Here is a 15,929-nt window from a genome sequence, read left to right as displayed (position 1 = left end):
GCGCACGGGGCCCGGCCTCTTCGTGTGCGGTGTGCGGCCCGCTCAGCCGCGGCGCCCGGCCAGCTTCCAGGCCGTGGGCAGCGCGCCCATGGCCAGCGCGGCCTTGAGGGCGTCGCCGATCAGGAACGGGACCAGGCCGGCAGCGACGGCCTGGCCGAGGGACATGCCGGTGCTCAGCGCCAGGTAGGGGACGCCGACGGCGTAGATCACGGCGGTGCCCGCGGCCATGGTGGCGGCGGTGCGCAGCACCCCGCGGTCGCCGCCGCGGCGGGCCAGCGCGCCCACGACGGTGGCGGCGAGCAGCATGCCCACGATGTAGCCGAGGGTGGCACCGCCCGCTCCGGAGGTGCCGCCGGCGAACCACGGCAGGCCCGCCAGTCCCGCCAGGGCGTACAGCGCCAGCGACAGCGCACCGCGGCTCGCGCCGAGCGAGGCGCCGACCAGGAGGGCGGCGAAGGTCTGGCCGGTGACCGGGACCGGGGAGCCGGGGACCGGGACGGCGATCTGGGCCGCGATACCGGTGAGCGCGGCGCCGCCGAGCACCAGCGCGGCGTCACGGACGCGGGCGCGGGAGGCGGTGGCGGCCGGCAGCAGATCGGCGAGGACAGCGCCAGGACGAGAGAGAGCGGCAGTGCTCATCGGGGCTCCGCGGGTGTGAGAGGGACAGGACGGGACGCGCTGACGTTAGTCCAGGGGACCACCGGAGATCATCGTGTGGCGGCGACAAAGCCGGACCGGCCCGCTTGGAGAGTTCCGAACAGGAGTTCCGCATCACCGCCAGAATGCCGGGCTCGGGCGGGCCGTGCGGCGTCATTGCAGGTCACGTGATGCTCATCACGGCCCGGGCTCTCTTTGGACGCCGGTTTTGTGGTAGCGCGCGACCTGCGGCGACACTGGGCGCGCCCCGCGGTGACCTGTGGAGTTCCCCCAACCCGCCGGCGGCCCCGCCGCCCCGGCCCTTGCGAGAGTACGAGCCCATGCACGACGCACCGACCCACGCCGTCGAGTCCTCCCCGGGGACGGCCGCCGACGGGAAAGAGCCGCTGGCCGCGGGCCTCAAGCAGCGCCATCTGACGATGCTGGGCCTGGGCGGAGTGATCGGCGCGGGCCTGTTCGTGGGCTCCGGCGCGGGGATCGCGGTGGCCGGTCCCGGGATCGTGCTGTCGTATCTGATCGCGGGCGCGCTGGCCATGCTGGTCATGCGGATGCTCGGCGAGATGTCGGCGGCGATGCCGGCGTCCGGGGCGTTCTCGGTGCACGCGGAGCGGGCGCTGGGGCGCTGGGCCGGCTTCAGCGTCGGCTGGCTGTACTGGTTCCTGCTGGTCGTGGTGCTGGCCGTGGAGGCCACCGGTGCGGCGCAGATCGCGAACGGCTGGGTCCCTGCGGTGCCGCAGTGGGGCTGGGTGCTGATCTTCATGATCGTTTTCACCGTCGCCAATCTGGCCTCGGTGAAGAACTTCGGCGAGTTCGAGTTCTGGTTCGCCACGCTGAAGGTCACCGCGATCGTGCTGTTCCTCGCGCTGAGCCTGCTGGCGGTCTTCGGGGTGCTGCCGGACACCGAGCCCGTCGGCCTGGCGAACCTCACCGGACACGGCGGCTTCCTGCCGCACGGCTGGTCCGGGGTGGTCTCCGGGGTCCTGGCCGTGGTGTTCGCCTTCGGCGGCCTGGAGGTCGTCACCATCGCCGCGGCCGAGTCGGACGATCCGGCGCGGGCGGTGGGCCGGGCGGTGCGCAGCGCGGTCTGGCGCATCCTGTTCTTCTACGTCGGCTCGATGCTGGTCATCGTGACCCTGCTGCCCTGGTCGTCGATGCAGCCGGGCAAGAGCCCCTACGTCGCGGTGCTGGACAGCATCGGCGTGCCGGGCGCCGGGCAGATCATGAACATCGTGGTGTTCGTGGCGCTGCTCTCCGCGCTGAACGCCAACCTCTACGGCTCCTCGCGGATGGTGTTCTCGCTGGCCGAGCGGGGCGAGGCGCCGCGGGCGCTGCTGAAGGTGTCGGGAGGGTCCGCCCGCTCGGGAGAGGCCGGGAGTGGCGGAGGGGTGCCGCGCCGCGCGGTGCTCGCCTCGGTGGCGTTCGGGTTCGTCTCCGTCCTGCTGAATCTGGAGTGGCCGGATTCGGTCTTCCTCTACATGCTCAACGCGGTCGGCGCGGTGCTGCTCTTCGTCTGGGGCCTGATCGCCGTCTCCCAGCTGCGGCTGCGTCCGCGGATCGCCCGCGAGGCGCCCGAGAAGCTGACCCTGCGGATGTGGGGCTTCCCGTATCTGACCTGGGCGGCGCTGGTGGCGATGGGCGCGGTGCTGATCCTGATGCTGACCGATGACACGGCCAGGCCGCAGCTTCTGTGGTCGGCCGGGGCGACCGCTCTGGTGCTGCTCGTCGCGGGCGCACGCGCGCTCCGGGAGCGTCGCGGACGCCGCTGATTCCGTCAAGGCGAGAAATCACCCCGCGTCGGGAGATCACCCCCCGTCACAATCGACCACACGTTGAACACACACGGTGCCGAACGCGTCTGAATACCGAACATTCGCTGCACGACTGTTGCCCTGAGCGGACAGCGGCGCTCAAACTGAGCCCGCTTTGCCGAGGACCCCGGAGCAGCGCCGTCGGCAGGCCCTGCGCGATCCGTCCGCACCGGCGGGGTCCAGGGGGCCGGCAGCACCGTCGCACCGGTCGCGGCCCGGGGGAACGCAGTATCGCCTTGCTCCGCTCTCACCTACTGGGACAGGTACGACATGAATCGGACACCCTCGTCCGCCGCATCCGCGCGCGAGCACGGCGACGCGGTCCAGGGCGCCGGCCCCGACAGCTCGACGCTGTCCAACGGCCTCAAGCAGCGCCACCTCTCGATGATCGCCCTGGGCGGGGTGATCGGCGCGGGCCTGTTCGTCGGCTCCCGCGCCGGCATCGCGGCGGCCGGTCCGTCGATCGTGCTGGCCTATGCCGTCTCCGGCGCGCTGGTCATGCTGATCATGCGGATGCTCGGCGAGATGGCCGCGGCGAATCCGGCCTCCGGCTCCTTCTCGGTGCACGCCGAGCGCTCCATAGGATCCTGGGCCGGGTTCACGGTGGGCTGGATGTTCACCGCGCTGCTGTGTGTGGCGGTGGCCGCCGAGGCGCTGGGCGCCGCGGACGTGATGCACCAGTGGTTCCCCGGCACCCAGCCCTGGGTGTGGGTCCTGCTGTTCATGCTGCTCTTCACGGGATCCAACCTGACCGCGGTCTCCAACTTCGGTGAGTTCGAGTTCTGGTTCGCCGCCCTGAAGGTCGCGGCGATCGGCCTCTTCCTGATCCTGGGCCTGCTGGCCATCTTCGGCGTGCTCCCGGGCACCCACGCCCCGGGCACCTCGCACCTCACCGGTGACGGCGGCTTCCTCCCCAAGGGCGTCGACGGCCTGATGGTCGGTCTGCTGGCGTCGGTGTTCGCCTACGGCGGGCTGGAGACGGTGACCATCGCGGCCGCCGAGTCCGAGGACCCGGTGCGCGGTGTGGCCCGCGCCGTGCGCACCGCGATGTGGCGGATAGCCCTCTTCTACGTCGGCTCGATGGCCGTCATCGTCACGGTCATCCCCTGGAGCGCACCCTCCATCGCCAAGAGCGGCCCGTACGTGGCGGTCCTGGACTACCTCAAGATCCCGGCGGCCGGCCAGATCATGAACGTGGTCATCCTGATCGCGCTGCTCTCCGCGGTGAACGCCAACCTCTACGGCGCCTCCCGGATGGCCTACTCCCTCATCTCCCGCGGCCAGGGCCCGGCCTTCCTCGGCAAGGTGAGTGGCGGCGTCCCGCGCCGCTCCGTCCTGCTGTGCTCCGCCTTCGGCTTCCTCGCGGTCCTCTTCAGCTTCCTGTGGCCCACCACGGTCTTCCAGTGGCTGCTGAACATGGTCGGCGCGGCCGTCCTGGTGGTGTGGGGCTTCATCGCCGCCGCCCAGCTGCGGATGCGGCGCCGGCTGGAGCGCGAGGCGCCCGAGAAGCTCGTGGTGAAGATGTGGGCCTTCCCGGTCCTGACCTGGGTGGCGCTGGCGGGCATCGTCGCCGTGCTGCTGCTGATGGTGCGCGACGAGAACCAGCGGATCCAGCTGCTGTTCACCGGTGGCTTCGGGGTGGTACTGGCCGTGATCGGGCTCATCCGGCAGCGGCTGCTGGCCAGGGACGCGGGCCCGGCCGGGCCGTAGCGCTCCCCCACTCCCCCGAGGCGGGGCGGGACCTCCTTCCGAGGTCCCGCCCCGCCTCCGTCTTTGGGACCAGGCCGGTCCACCGCAACCGGCCGGTGATCACTCCTGCTGATAGCGTGCTCTTGCACATGGATTGCAACTACTGCTCATCAGCAGCTTGGAGGCGGGATCGGCATGGCCACCTACACACTTCCTGAACTTCCGTACGACTACGCGGAGCTGGCGCCGGTCATCAGCCCCGAGATCATCGAGCTGCACCACGACAAGCACCACGCGGCGTACGTGAAGGGCGCGAACGACACCCTGGAGCAGCTCGCCGAGGCCCGCGACAAGGAAGCGTGGGGCAACATCAACGGCCTGGAGAAGAACCTCGCGTTCCACCTCTCCGGCCACATCCTGCACAGCATCTACTGGCACAACATGACCGGTGACGGTGGCGGCGAGCCGCACGAGAAGGACGGTGTGGGCGAGCTGGCCGACGCCATCGCCGAGAGCTTCGGCTCGTACGCCGGCTTCAAGGCCCAGCTGACCAAGGCCGCGGCCACCACCCAGGGCTCCGGCTGGGGCGTGCTGGCCTACGAGCCGGTCAGCGGCCGCCTGGTCGTCGAGCAGATCTACGACCACCAGGGCAACGTCGGGCAGGGCTCGGTCCCGATCCTGGTCTTCGACGCCTGGGAGCACGCCTTCTACCTGCAGTACAAGAACCAGAAGGTGGACTTCATCGAGGCCATGTGGCAGGTCGTGAACTGGCAGGACGTCGCCAAGCGGTACGCCACCGCCAAGGAGCGCGCGCACAGCCTGCTGCTGGCGCCGTAAGGCACGGCCCCGGTCGTCCTGCCTCGTGATCGTCTTCTCACCGCTCACCCGGCAGGCGGAATGACGGAGCGCCTCCGCACGTCCGATACGTGCGGAGGCGCTCCCATGTGCCCGTGCGATGGGGATCAGTCGAAGACCGGCCCCTGGGTCCGGGTCCGCTTGATCTCGTAGAAGCCGGGGATGGAGGCGACCATCAGCGTCCCGTCCCACAGCTTGGCGGCCTCCTCGCCCTTGGGGGCAGGGGTGACGACCGGCCCGAAGAAGGCGATCTGCTCGCCGTCGTGGCCAGGGACCGCGATGACCGGGGTGCCCACCTCCTGGCCGACCAGGTCGATGCCCGCCTTGTGGGAGGCGCGCAGCTCGGCGTCGTAGGTGTCCTTGTCGGCGTACGCGATCAGGTCGGCGGGCAGGCCCGCGTCGTCCAGGGCGGCGGCGATGCTCTCCGGGTTCACCCCGAGGCCTTCGTTGTGGATGCGGGTGCCGAGCGCGGTGTAGAGCGGGCCCACGACCTCGTCGCCGTGCAGCTGCTGGGCGGCGATCACCACGCGGACCGGGCCCCAGGACTTGCCGCCGGGGCGCATGTTCTCGGCGTACTGCGCGGGGAGCTCGTCGAGCCGGTTCTCGTTGAGCACCGCCAGGCTCATCACATGCCAGCGCACCTCGACCGGGCGGACCTTCTCCACCTCCAGCATCCAGCGGGAGGTCATCCAGGCCCAGGGGCACAGCGGGTCGAACCAGAAGTCGGCGGGGGTCTTCACGGCGTCGGACACGGGGTCTCCTCATGAGAGCTGTGCTGGTCGGTTCACGGTGCTGTTCCGTGGAAGGTTCAACCGACGGCGGGCGTGCCATGATTCCCGTTGTTCGATATTCGAGACGAGGACGAGGGAGTCACGCCGTGCCAGGTGAGAATCTGTCCCGGGACGAGGCGCAGGAGCGGGGCCGGCTGCTGAGCGTCGACGCCTACGACGTGGCGCTGGACGTCCGCTCAGCGGTCGCGTCCGGCCCGGAAGCGGAGACCTTCCGCTCCCTGACGACGCTGCGCTTCCGCTGTGCCGAGCCCGGCGCCCCGGCCTTCGCCGACCTGCTGGCGCCGTCGGTCACCTCGGTCACCCTCAACGGCCGGGAGCTGGACCCCGCCGCGGTCTTCGACGGCACCCGGATCACGCTGGACGCGCTGGCCGCCGAGAACACCCTGGTCGTCGACGCCCGGTGCGCCTACAGCCGGAGCGGTGAGGGCATGCACCGCTTCGTGGACCCCGAGGACGGCGAGGTCTACCTCTACACCCAGTACGAGCCGGCCGATGCCCGCAGGGTTTTCGCCACTTTCGAACAGCCCGATCTGAAGGCCCCGTTCACCTTCGAGGTCACCGCCCCCGAGGGCTGGCGGGTGCTCAGCAACGGCGCCCAGGACGGCGAGGCCGAGGGCGGGCGGCACCGCTTCGCCACGACCGAGCCGATCTCGACGTACATCACGGCCGTGGTCGCCGGCCCGTACCACTACGTCTCCGATGTCTACCGGCGCACGTTCGAGGACGGCACGGAGCTGGAGGTGCCGCTGGGCGCGCTGTGCCGCAAGGGCCTGGCGAAGCACTTCGACGCGGACGACATCTTCACCGTCACCAAGCAGGGCCTGGACTTCTTCCACGACCACTTCGACTTCCCCTACCCCTTCGGGAAGTACGACCAGGCCTTCGTCCCGGAGTACAACCTCGGGGCCATGGAGAACCCGGGCTGTGTCACCTTCCGCGAGGAGTTCATCTTCCGCGGGAAGGTCACCGAGGCGTCCTACGAGCACCGGGCCAACGTCATCCTGCACGAGATGGCACACATGTGGTTCGGCGATCTGGTCACCATGCAGTGGTGGGACGACCTGTGGCTCAAGGAGTCCTACGCGGACTTCATGGGCGCCTTCGCGCTGGTCGGGTCGACGCGCTTCGCCGACGGCTGGATCACCTTCGCCAACCGCCGTAAGTCCTGGGCCTACCACGCCGACCAGCTGCCCTCCACCCACCCGGTCACCGCCGACATCCGTGACCTGGAGGACGCCAAGCTCAACTTCGACGGCATCACCTACGCCAAGGGCGCGGCCGTCCTCAAGCAACTGGTGGCGTACGTGGGGCAGGACGCCTTCCTGGAGGGCGCGCGGCGCTACTTCAAGCGGCACGCCTACGGCAACACCCGGCTCACCGACCTGCTGGCGGTGCTGGAGGAGACCTCGGGCCGGGACCTGGCCTCCTGGTCGCGGGCCTGGCTGGAGACCGCGGGCGTCAACTCCCTCACCCCGCAGGTCACCTATGACGCGCAGGACCGGATCACCGAGCTGAGCATCCTCCAGGAGGCGGCGCCCTCGCACCCGCAGCTGCGGGTGCACCGGGTCGCGGTCGGCCTCTACCGGCGCCAGGGCGCGGACCCGTCGCTGGTGCGCTACGCCCGCGCCGAGGTGGACGTGGACGGGCCGCGGACCGCCGTACCCGAGCTGGCCGGCCTCGAACGCCCCGAACTGGTACTGGTCAACGACGAGGACCTGACGTACGCCAAGGTCCGCTTCGACGAGGGGTCGCTGGCCACCCTGCGGGCCCGGCTCGGCGATCTGACCGACCCGATGGCGCGGGCCGTGTGCTGGGCCGCGCTGTGGGGCCTGACCCGCGACGGGCTGATGCCGGCCCGCGACTACCTCGACCTGGTGCGGCGGTTCGCCGGCCGGGAGACCGGCATCGGCGTGCTGCAGTCGCTGCACGGACAGGCGCAGACGGCGCTGGAGCTGTACACCGCGCCGGACCGCCGGGAGCAGGCCGCCCGGGAGCTCGCCGAGGCCGCGCTGCACGAGCTGCGGCTGGCCGAGCCCGGCAGCGGCCATCAGCTCGCCTGGGCCCGGCACTTCATCGCCCTCGCCGCCGCCCCCGCCGATCTCCAGCTGCTCCGGGGCCTGCTGGACGGCACCGCGAAGATCGACGGCCTGGACGTGGACCAGGAGCTGCGCTGGACGATCCTGGAGCCGCTGGCCGCGCACGGCGTCGCGGACGAGAGCCTGATCGGCGCCGAGCTGGCCCGCGACAACACCGCCTCCGGCAGGCGCCACCAGGTGCGCTGCCTGGCCGCCCGCCCGTCGGCCGAGGTCAAGGCCCGGGCCTGGGAGCAGGCCGTGGAGTCCGATGTGCTCTCCAACGCCCTGGTGGAGGCGACGAACGCCGGGTTCGCGCAGTTCGGGCAGCGGGAGCTGCTGGCCCCCTACCGGCCGCGCTACTTCGCGGCGATCGAGCGGGTGTGGCGGGAGCGCTCCATCGAGATCGGGATGGCGGTGGTGCGCGGGCTGTTCCCGGCCTGGCTGGTGGACCAGGACACCCTGGACGCCGCGGACGGCTGGCTGGACGGGCATCCGCAGGCGGCGCCCGCGCTGCGCCGGCTGGTCCTGGAGAAGCGGGACGATCTGGCCCGGGCACTGCGGGCACAGGCTTGTGACGAGGCGGCCGGGCCGAGGCCGTAACCCCCGGGGCGACCAGCCCCTTTCGGCAGTCGAACGCCCGTACTTTAGTACAGGGTTGTCCGGTTTGTGGTACGGGCGTGTAACAGCGGTTAGGGGGCGGAGCGGGCGCGGGAATCGAGGTGACATGAACCACGACACCCCGCTCTCCCCCCTCCCCCTCCGTCACCTCTCCGAGGCGCAGTGCCGGGTGATGACCACCCGGCAGCTGCGCGAGCACGGCGTCCCGGCCGCGGAGACCACCGAACGCTGCCGGGCCGGCGGCCCCTGGCAACAACTCCTCCCCGGTATCTATCTGCTGCACGCGGGGCCGCCCACCAGCGAGGAACGGCTGCATGCGGCCCTGCTGTACGCCGGCCACCGGGGGCCGGCGGTGCCCCGGCAGGGCGACGGGTCCGACGGCGCCCCCGAGGCGATGATCACGGGTCTGGCGGCGCTCGCCCTGCACGGCTTCACCGAGGCGCCCCCGCTGCTCGCCCTGGACCGCATCGAGGTCCTGGTGGCCCGCACCCGGCGGCTGCGCTCGACCGGTTTCGCCCGGATCGTACGGACCGTGGAGCTGCCGGTCGCACAGGAGATCACCGGGGTGCCGGCCGCGCCGGTGCCGCGCGCGGTCGCGGACGCGGTCGGCTCGCTCACCGACGCCACGACGGTGCGCCGGCTGCTGACCGAGGCGGTGCGCGGCGGCCACTGCGAGGCGACCTCGGTGGTGCGGGAGCTGAGCCGGGCCCGGCTGCTGACCCGGCCGCACGTGGTGGACGCGGTGGACACCCTGCTGGCCGAGGGCCGGGCGCTGGCCGAGCAGCGGCTCTATGCGATGGTGCGCGCCCACGGTCTGCCCGACCCGCTGTGGAATGTCGAGCTGCGGCTGCCGGGCGGGCCGCAGCTGGGCGGCGTGGACGCCTTCTGGCCGGAGCACGCGGTGGCCCTGGAGATCGACACCCGGGCGCCGCGCCCCGAGGAGGACCCGCTGCAGTCGCCGTTCTTCCACAAGCGCGAGCATCTGGAGCGGCTGGGCATCACCGTCGTCCGCTGCCTGCCGCGCACCCTGCGCACGGCCCCCGAGCAGCAGGCCGCGGTGATCCGTACGGCGCTGATGGCGGCGGGGGACCGCGAGCCGAGCGCGTATGTGGCGGTGCTGCCACGTTAGGGGGATCTCCCCGTCAGGGTCCGTCAGGGGCTCCGGCAGGGGTCCGTAATGGACTCCGGCAGGTCCGTAATGGACTCGTCAGGGTCCGTAATGGACTCGTCAGGGGGTGTCCCCGGCGCCGTCAGCTCCGCTTGACCAGCAGCTCGACATTGCGGTCCCGGGCCGTGCCCGCCAGGTCGCTGCGGGCCTCGGGGGCGTTGAAGGACAGCTCGCGGTAGAGGGCCGCCAGCCCGGTCTGCGAGAGGTCGCCGAAGTCCGTGCGGTGCGGGGCGGCCGACTCGATCAGGGTGGTGAACAGCGACAGCGTGCCGTCGTGGTTGTCCACCAGCTCGACGACCCGGGCCAGCTGCGGGAAGTCGATGTGCGAGGCGGTGGAGACCTCCCAGAAGCTGCCGTGCGCGATGATCTCGTTCTTGTGGCTGTGGCCGTTGATCCAGCCGACGACGTGAGGGTGCGCGGCCAGCACCTCGACCAGCTCCGGACCGCCGTGCCGCTTCTCGTGCGGGCGGGCCGGGTCGGGCCGGGTGTTGTTCATGGTCTTGCCGGTGTGGTGACTGAAGACGAGGACGTGCAGTTTGTCCCCCTTCTCGTTCTGCTTCAGCACCCCTTCCAGCCAGCGCAGCTGGGCGTCGCCGACCGAGCCGGTGTAGTGGCCGCCGGGGTCGGTGGTGTCCAGGCTGATCCCGAGGACGTCGTCGGAGACCTTGAAGGTGTAGTAGAGGCGGTTCTCGTCGAGATGGGCGGAGGTGTAGCCGTGGCCGTGCGGACCGGGACCGGTGTGCGCCGGGTCGAGGTGGGCGCGCAGATACTCGGCCCGGGTGAAGGGGGCGCGCCGCTCGTCGGGGGTAACCCTCCTGGCCTGCTTGGCGTGCGCCGTCAGCAGCCGCTTGAAGTCCGCCCCCTCGGGGTCGAGGCCGTCCTTGACCGCCTTCCAGACCTTCGCGGCCTCGGCGGCGGGCAGCGTCTCCAGCTTGCGGCCACCGGTGGCGATCTCGGTCCAGAAGGGGTCGCCGGGGGCGTAGCACCCGCCGGGCAGCGAGTCGTGATTACCGACCGTCGAGTACCAGGGCAGGTGCAGGCCCGGGCTGTGGACGGTGCGGATCGCGGCCGCCAGGAACCCGTCCAGCCGCGGGAAGCCCAGCTTCTTGTCGGCGTCGCGCAGCGCGCGCTCCGGCTGCCAGTACAGCGCCAGTCCGCTGTCCTGGACGCCCTCGTAGCGGCGCGGGTCGCCGGAATTCGGAGTGATCCTGCCGCCGCTCATCGTGGTCAGGAACCACTCCAGCTCCAGCTTGGAGTTGTTGTCGGTGTTGTCACCGGTGGTCATCACGAAGGACAGCGGGGCGCCGGTGGCGGGCCCGCCGGGCAGCGCGTTGACCCGCTCGACCAGCGAGACGGCCCCGGCGACCGACAGCGCCTCCTGGGGCCGCCAGGCGCTGGCGGTCTCGGCGCGCAGGTACTCGTAGCGCAGCGGGCTCTGCACATCGACCAGGTGCAGATCGGTGAACTGCACGAACGACGCCAGCGCGGTACGCCGCGCCTCGCGGCCGCCGTGCGCCGTGGCGAGGTCGGCGCGGACCACCCGGTCCCAGGCGGGGCCGTCCCCGAGCCGGCGGTAGCCTCCGCTGCCGCGCGGGGCGGACACCCCGGCGAGGGTGGTGCCCCGGGTGTACGGCGTACGGGGAACAGCGGGGGCGTCGACCGGTACCGGCGCGGCCGGGGCCGGGCCCGATGCCACGGTGGCGGCCTCGGCCTGCCGGCCCGGGCCGACGCCGAAGGCGAGCCCGAGCCCGGTGGCGGCACCGACCGCTCCGGTGGCGGTGAGGAAGGCGCGGCGGTCGAAGGTGGCGGCGGACCGTGTACGGGACATACGCAAGGCTCCCCGGGTGCGAACGCGAAGGCGGCCGGGCAGCACAACTGCCCTGTCATCTGCGATGGTTGGCATCGGGGATGACCTGCGCGTGAACGCCGTGGCAACGCGGAGAACCCATCACCGCACAGGGATCCGCCGGTCACCTTCCGGTCATGGAGCCCTGCCCGGCGGTGCGGCCGGCGGTCACCGGCTGTTCACCCCCCGGGGTAACCGGACCCGCCACGGACCGCCCGCGACCCCCGGCCACCCCTTGCCCCGCCCGGACCACTCGCCCCGGGGGCCGCCCCGAGGACTGCCCCGGAGACCGCCCCGGGGACCGCGCCGTCGCCCACTGGCGCCCCCACCGCGGAACGCCCCGTACGCACCGTGAGCACCCCGGCGCACTACGCGCCGGTACGGCCTCCCGACCCGCCACGGAACGGAACGGATTGGACAACGCGACGGGTATCACACACATGATGGAGGCACTACTGAGCAGGTGTCCCGAGCAGACACCCATGTCAGGCCAGAAAGAAGGAGTCCCATGAGGATCGGAATCGTCGGAGCCACCGGACAGGTCGGCGGCGTGGTGCGAGGCATCCTCGCCGAGCGGAACTTCCCGGTGGAGCAGCTGCGGCTGTTCGCTTCGGCCCGGTCCGCCGGACGGACGCTGCCCTGGCAGGACACCGAGATCACGGTCGAGGACGCCTCGACCGCCGACTACTCGGCGCTGGACATCGTGATCTTCTCGGCGGGCGGCGCCACCTCCAAGGCGCTGGCGGAGAAGGTCGCCGACGCCGGCCCGGTCGTGATCGACAACTCCTCGGCCTGGCGCCGTGACCCCCAGGTCCCGCTGGTCGTCTCCGAGGTCAACCCGTCGGCGATCACCGACCGGCCCAAGGGCATCATCGCCAACCCGAACTGCACCACCATGGCCGCGATGCCGGTGCTGCGCCCGCTGCACGAGGAGGCCGGTCTGGTCTCCCTGGTCGTCGCCACCTACCAGGCGGTCTCCGGCAGCGGTCTGGCCGGTGTGGAGGAGCTGGACGGCCAGGTCCGCAAGGCCGTCGAGCAGGACGCCACCAAGCTGACGCACGACGGCGCGTCCGTGGAGTTCCCCGAGCCGGACAAGTACGTCCGCCCGATCGCCTTCAATGTGCTGCCGATGGCCGGCGCGATCGTCGACGACGGTCTGAACGAGACCGACGAGGAGCAGAAGCTCCGCAACGAGAGCCGCAAGATCCTGGAGATCCCGGACCTGAAGGTGTCCGGCACCTGCGTCCGCGTCCCGGTCTTCACCGGCCACTCGCTGCAGGTCAACGCCCGTTTCGCGCGCCCGATCAGCCCGGCGCGCGCCCAGGAGCTGCTGGCCGGCGCCCCCGGCGTCACCCTCTCCGACGTCCCCACCCCGCTCCAGGCCGCCGGCCAGGACGCGTCCTTCGTGGGCCGGATCCGCAACGACGAGACCGTCGAGAACGGCCTGTCGCTGTTCCTCTCCAACGACAACCTCCGCAAGGGCGCGGCGCTGAACGCCGTCCAGATCGCGGAGCTGGTCGCCGCGGAGCTGCGCGGCTGACGCCCGCTGCTCGCACACGGCGGGTGCCCGTACGGAGTCTCCGTACGGGCACCCGCCGTTCCGGCTTCGGTTCCGCGCGCGGTGCGGCGGACGCGGGCCCGGCGGCGGCCGATCCCGAGCAGCCCACGATCAAGGGGCCCCTGCCGTGGAAGGATGACGGAAACGCCGCTTACGAGGCCGCTTACGAGGAGATGACCTGGTGCCTGGCACGAATCTGACCCGCGACGAGGCGCAGCAGCGGGCGCGCCTGCTGACCGTGGACGCGTATGAGATCGATCTCGACCTCTCCGGCGCACAGGAGGGCGGTACCCCGGCCGATGACGGGAACGGGGGTGGCACCTACCGGTCGGAGACGACGGTGCGCTTCGATGCGGCCGAGGCGGGCGCGGACACCTTCATCGACCTGGTGGCGCCGGCCGTGCACGAAGTCGTGCTCAACGGCGAGGCACTGGACCCGGAAGCGGTGTTCAAGGACTCGCGGATCGCGCTGCCGGGGCTGCGGGCCGGCCGCAACGAGCTGAAGGTGGTGGCGGACTGCGCCTACACCAACACCGGCGAGGGGCTGCACCGCTTCGTCGACCCGGTGGACCAGCAGGCCTACCTCTACACGCAGTTCGAGGTGCCGGACGCCCGGCGGGTGTTCGCCTCCTTCGAGCAGCCGGACCTGAAGGCGACGTTCCAGTTCACCGTGAAGGCCCCGGAGGGCTGGACGGTGATCTCCAACTCGCCGACGCCGGAGCCGAGCGGCACCCTCTGGCGCTTCGAGCCGACGCCGCGGATCTCGACCTACATCACGGCGCTGATCGCCGGTCCTTACCACAGCGTGCACAGCAGCTACGAGAAGGACGGGCGGACGGTGCCGCTGGGCATCTACTGCCGGCCGTCGCTGGCCGAGCACCTGGACGCGGAGGAGATCTTCGCGGTCACCCGGCAGGGCTTCGAGTGGTTCCAGGAGAAGTTCGACTACGCCTACCCCTTCGCCAAGTACGACCAGCTCTTCGTGCCGGAGTTCAACGCCGGCGCGATGGAGAACGCCGGCGCGGTGACCATCCGCGACCAGTACGTCTTCCGCTCGAAGGTGACGGACGCGGCGTACGAGGTGCGCGCGGAGACGATCCTGCACGAACTGGCGCACATGTGGTTCGGCGACCTGGTCACCATGGAGTGGTGGAACGACCTGTGGCTGAACGAGTCGTTCGCCACCTACACCTCGATCGCCTGCCAGGCCTACGCCCCGGGCTCGAAGTGGCCGCACTCGTGGACGACGTTCGCCAACTCCATGAAGACCTGGGCGTACCGGCAGGACCAGCTGCCGTCCACCCACCCGATCATGGCCGAGATCAACGACCTCGACGACGTCCTGGTCAACTTCGACGGCATCACCTACGCCAAGGGCGCCAGCGTGCTCAAGCAGCTGGTCGCCTATGTCGGCATGGACGAGTTCTTCCAGGGCGTCCAGGCCTACTTCAAGGCGCACGCCTACGGCAACACCCGGCTGTCGGACCTGCTGGGCGCGCTGGAGGAGACCAGCGGGCGGGATCTGAAGACCTGGTCGAAGAAGTGGCTGGAGACCGCGGGGATCAACATCCTGCGGCCGCAGATCGAGGTGGACGCCGCGGGCGTGATCACCTCCTTCGCGGTCCGGCAGGAGGCCCCGGCGCTGCCGGCCGGCGCCAAGGGCGAGCCCGTGCTGCGGCCGCACCGGATCGCCATCGGCGCCTATGAACTCCAGGGCGGCAAGCTGGTCCGCACCGAGCGGATCGAGCTGGACGTGGACGGCGAACTGACCCCCGTTCCCCAGCTGGTGGGCACGGCCCGGCCGGCCGTCATCCTCCTCAACGAGGACGATCTGTCGTACGCCAAGGTCCGGATGGACGAGGAGTCGCTGAAGACCGTCACCGAACACCTCGGCGACTTCACCGAGTCGCTGCCGCGCGCACTGTCGTGGGCGTCGGCCTGGGACATGACGCGGGACGGCGAACTGGCCACCCGCGACTACCTGTCGCTGGTGCTGTCCGGCATCGGCAAGGAGACGGACATCGGCGTCGTCCAGTCGCTGCACCGCCAGGTGAAGCTGGCGCTGGACCTGTACGCGGCTCCGGAGTGGCGCGAGACGGGGCTTGCGACCTGGACGGCGGCGGCCCTGGAACAGCTGCGGGCGGCCGAGCCGGGCAGCGACCACCAGCTGGCCTGGGCCCGTGCGTTCGCCGCCTCGGCCCGTACGGACGAGCAACTGGACCTGCTGCAGGGCCTGCTGGACGGCACGCAGGAGGTCTCCGGGCTCGCCGTGGACACCGAGCTGCGCTGGTCGCTGCTGCACCGGCTGGCCGCCACCGGACGGGCGGACGAGAAGGCCATCGCGGCGGAGCTGGACCGGGACAAGACCTCGGCGGGCGAGCGGTACGCCGTGACGTGCCGCGCGGCGCGTCCCACGACGGAGGCGAAGGCCGAGGCCTGGGCCTCGGTGGTGGAGTCGGACCGGCTGCCCAACTCCACGCAGGAGTCCGTCATCGGCGGCTTCGTGCAGACCGACCAGCGGGAGCTGCTGGCGCCCTACACCGAGAAGTACTTCGCCGCGGTGAAGGACATCTGGGACTCCCGCAGCCATGAGATGGCGCAGCAGATCGCGGTGGGCCTCTACCCGGCGCTGCACGTCTCGCAGGAGACGCTGGACGCCACGGACGCCTGGCTGGCGTCGGCCGAGCCGAGCGCGGCGCTGCGCCGGCTGATGACCGAGTCGCGTTCGGGCATCGAGCGGGCGCTGAAGGCGCAGGCCGCGGACGCGGCGGCCTGACCGTCCGCTGAGGGTCCGGTTCCGCGGATGCGGGCCTGACCGTCCACCGAGGGTCCGGTCCCGCGGATGCGGGCCGGACCCTCCTCGT

At 71.4% G+C, this 15,929-nt stretch carries 11 protein-coding genes; 8 read left to right on the top strand and 3 right to left on the bottom strand.

Annotation, left to right across the window (positions count from 1 at the left end; genetic code table 11):
* Nucleotides 1-42: 42 nt before the first annotated feature.
* Nucleotides 43-639, bottom strand: a complete 597-nt coding sequence (locus tag D9V36_RS29345) for a biotin transporter BioY (RefSeq protein WP_129296403.1) — start codon at nucleotides 637-639, stop codon at nucleotides 43-45.
* Nucleotides 640-977: 338 nt separating this feature from the next.
* On the opposite strand from D9V36_RS29345, the gene D9V36_RS29340 reads away from it, so the two are divergent.
* The 3 genes from D9V36_RS29340 (at nucleotide 978) to D9V36_RS29330 (ending at nucleotide 4,991) form a co-directional block, all read left to right on the top strand.
* A complete protein-coding gene (locus D9V36_RS29340) occupies nucleotides 978-2,423 on the top strand; it encodes an amino acid permease (RefSeq protein WP_129296402.1) in 1,446 nt (481 codons plus the stop codon).
* A 312-nt stretch (nucleotides 2,424-2,735) separates the two neighbouring features.
* Nucleotides 2,736-4,175, top strand: a complete 1,440-nt coding sequence (locus tag D9V36_RS29335; RefSeq protein ID WP_129296401.1) for an amino acid permease — start codon at nucleotides 2,736-2,738, stop codon at nucleotides 4,173-4,175.
* Between the two features lie 174 nt (nucleotides 4,176-4,349).
* On the top strand, nucleotides 4,350-4,991 hold the full coding sequence (locus D9V36_RS29330) for a superoxide dismutase (protein ID WP_129296400.1): 642 nt from the start codon (nucleotides 4,350-4,352) through the stop codon (nucleotides 4,989-4,991).
* A gap of 125 nt (nucleotides 4,992-5,116) precedes the next feature.
* On the opposite strand, the gene D9V36_RS29325 is transcribed toward D9V36_RS29330, so the two are convergent.
* A complete protein-coding gene (locus D9V36_RS29325; protein ID WP_129296399.1) occupies nucleotides 5,117-5,761 on the bottom strand; it encodes a DsbA family protein in 645 nt (214 codons plus the stop codon).
* A 125-nt stretch (nucleotides 5,762-5,886) separates the two neighbouring features.
* On the opposite strand from D9V36_RS29325, the gene pepN (D9V36_RS29320) reads away from it, so the two are divergent.
* Nucleotides 5,887-8,475 carry an aminopeptidase N gene (pepN, locus tag D9V36_RS29320; RefSeq protein ID WP_129296398.1) on the top strand — a complete coding sequence of 863 codons (2,589 nt, stop codon included), beginning with the start codon at nucleotides 5,887-5,889 and terminating at the stop codon, nucleotides 8,473-8,475.
* A gap of 124 nt (nucleotides 8,476-8,599) precedes the next feature.
* Complete coding sequence (locus tag D9V36_RS29315; RefSeq protein ID WP_129296397.1) at nucleotides 8,600-9,622, top strand: hypothetical protein; 1,023 nt, start codon at nucleotides 8,600-8,602, stop codon at nucleotides 9,620-9,622.
* 121 nt (nucleotides 9,623-9,743) lie between these two features.
* Here the strand turns inward: D9V36_RS29315 and D9V36_RS29310 are convergent, their stop codons facing one another.
* Complete coding sequence (locus D9V36_RS29310) at nucleotides 9,744-11,489, bottom strand: TIGR03767 family metallophosphoesterase (protein ID WP_129296396.1); 1,746 nt, start codon at nucleotides 11,487-11,489, stop codon at nucleotides 9,744-9,746.
* A gap of 526 nt (nucleotides 11,490-12,015) precedes the next feature.
* Here D9V36_RS29310 and D9V36_RS29305 point away from each other — a divergent pair.
* From D9V36_RS29305 to pepN (D9V36_RS29300), 3 genes are read left to right on the top strand one after another with little or no spacing between them, the layout of a single operon-like run.
* Nucleotides 12,016-13,047: an aspartate-semialdehyde dehydrogenase gene (locus D9V36_RS29305; protein WP_129296395.1), complete on the top strand. Its 1,032-nt coding sequence runs from the start codon at nucleotides 12,016-12,018 to the stop codon at nucleotides 13,045-13,047.
* A gap of 23 nt (nucleotides 13,048-13,070) precedes the next feature.
* Complete coding sequence (locus tag D9V36_RS41135; RefSeq protein WP_164993051.1) at nucleotides 13,071-13,265, top strand: hypothetical protein; 195 nt, start codon at nucleotides 13,071-13,073, stop codon at nucleotides 13,263-13,265.
* Nucleotides 13,247-15,841 carry an aminopeptidase N gene (gene pepN, locus D9V36_RS29300; protein ID WP_129296394.1) on the top strand — a complete coding sequence of 865 codons (2,595 nt, stop codon included), beginning with the start codon at nucleotides 13,247-13,249 and terminating at the stop codon, nucleotides 15,839-15,841. The genes D9V36_RS41135 and pepN (D9V36_RS29300) overlap by 19 nt, the downstream gene beginning before the upstream one ends.
* The last annotated feature ends 88 nt before the right edge of the window (nucleotides 15,842-15,929 follow it).

The organism is Streptomyces lydicus (assembly GCF_004125265.1).
Classification (GTDB): Bacteria; Actinomycetota; Actinomycetes; order Streptomycetales; family Streptomycetaceae; genus Streptomyces; species Streptomyces lydicus_C.
This window is presented reverse-complemented; position numbering and strand designations above follow the sequence as displayed.

What these genes read in the sequence shown, in the direction of transcription:
- D9V36_RS29335 (WP_129296401.1), top strand. Translation starts at nt 2,736, where the DNA reads ATGAATCGGACACCCTCGTCCGCCGCATCCGCGCGCGAGCACGGCGAC.
- D9V36_RS29340 (WP_129296402.1), top strand. Translation starts at nt 978, where the DNA reads ATGCACGACGCACCGACCCACGCCGTCGAGTCCTCCCCGGGGACGGCC.
- D9V36_RS29330 (WP_129296400.1), top strand. Translation starts at nt 4,350, where the DNA reads ATGGCCACCTACACACTTCCTGAACTTCCGTACGACTACGCGGAGCTG.
- D9V36_RS29310 (WP_129296396.1), bottom strand. Translation starts at nt 11,489, where the DNA reads ATGTCCCGTACACGGTCCGCCGCCACCTTCGACCGCCGCGCCTTCCTC.
- D9V36_RS29345 (WP_129296403.1), bottom strand. Translation starts at nt 639, where the DNA reads ATGAGCACTGCCGCTCTCTCTCGTCCTGGCGCTGTCCTCGCCGATCTG.
- D9V36_RS29315 (WP_129296397.1), top strand. Translation starts at nt 8,600, where the DNA reads ATGAACCACGACACCCCGCTCTCCCCCCTCCCCCTCCGTCACCTCTCC.
- D9V36_RS29305 (WP_129296395.1), top strand. Translation starts at nt 12,016, where the DNA reads ATGAGGATCGGAATCGTCGGAGCCACCGGACAGGTCGGCGGCGTGGTG.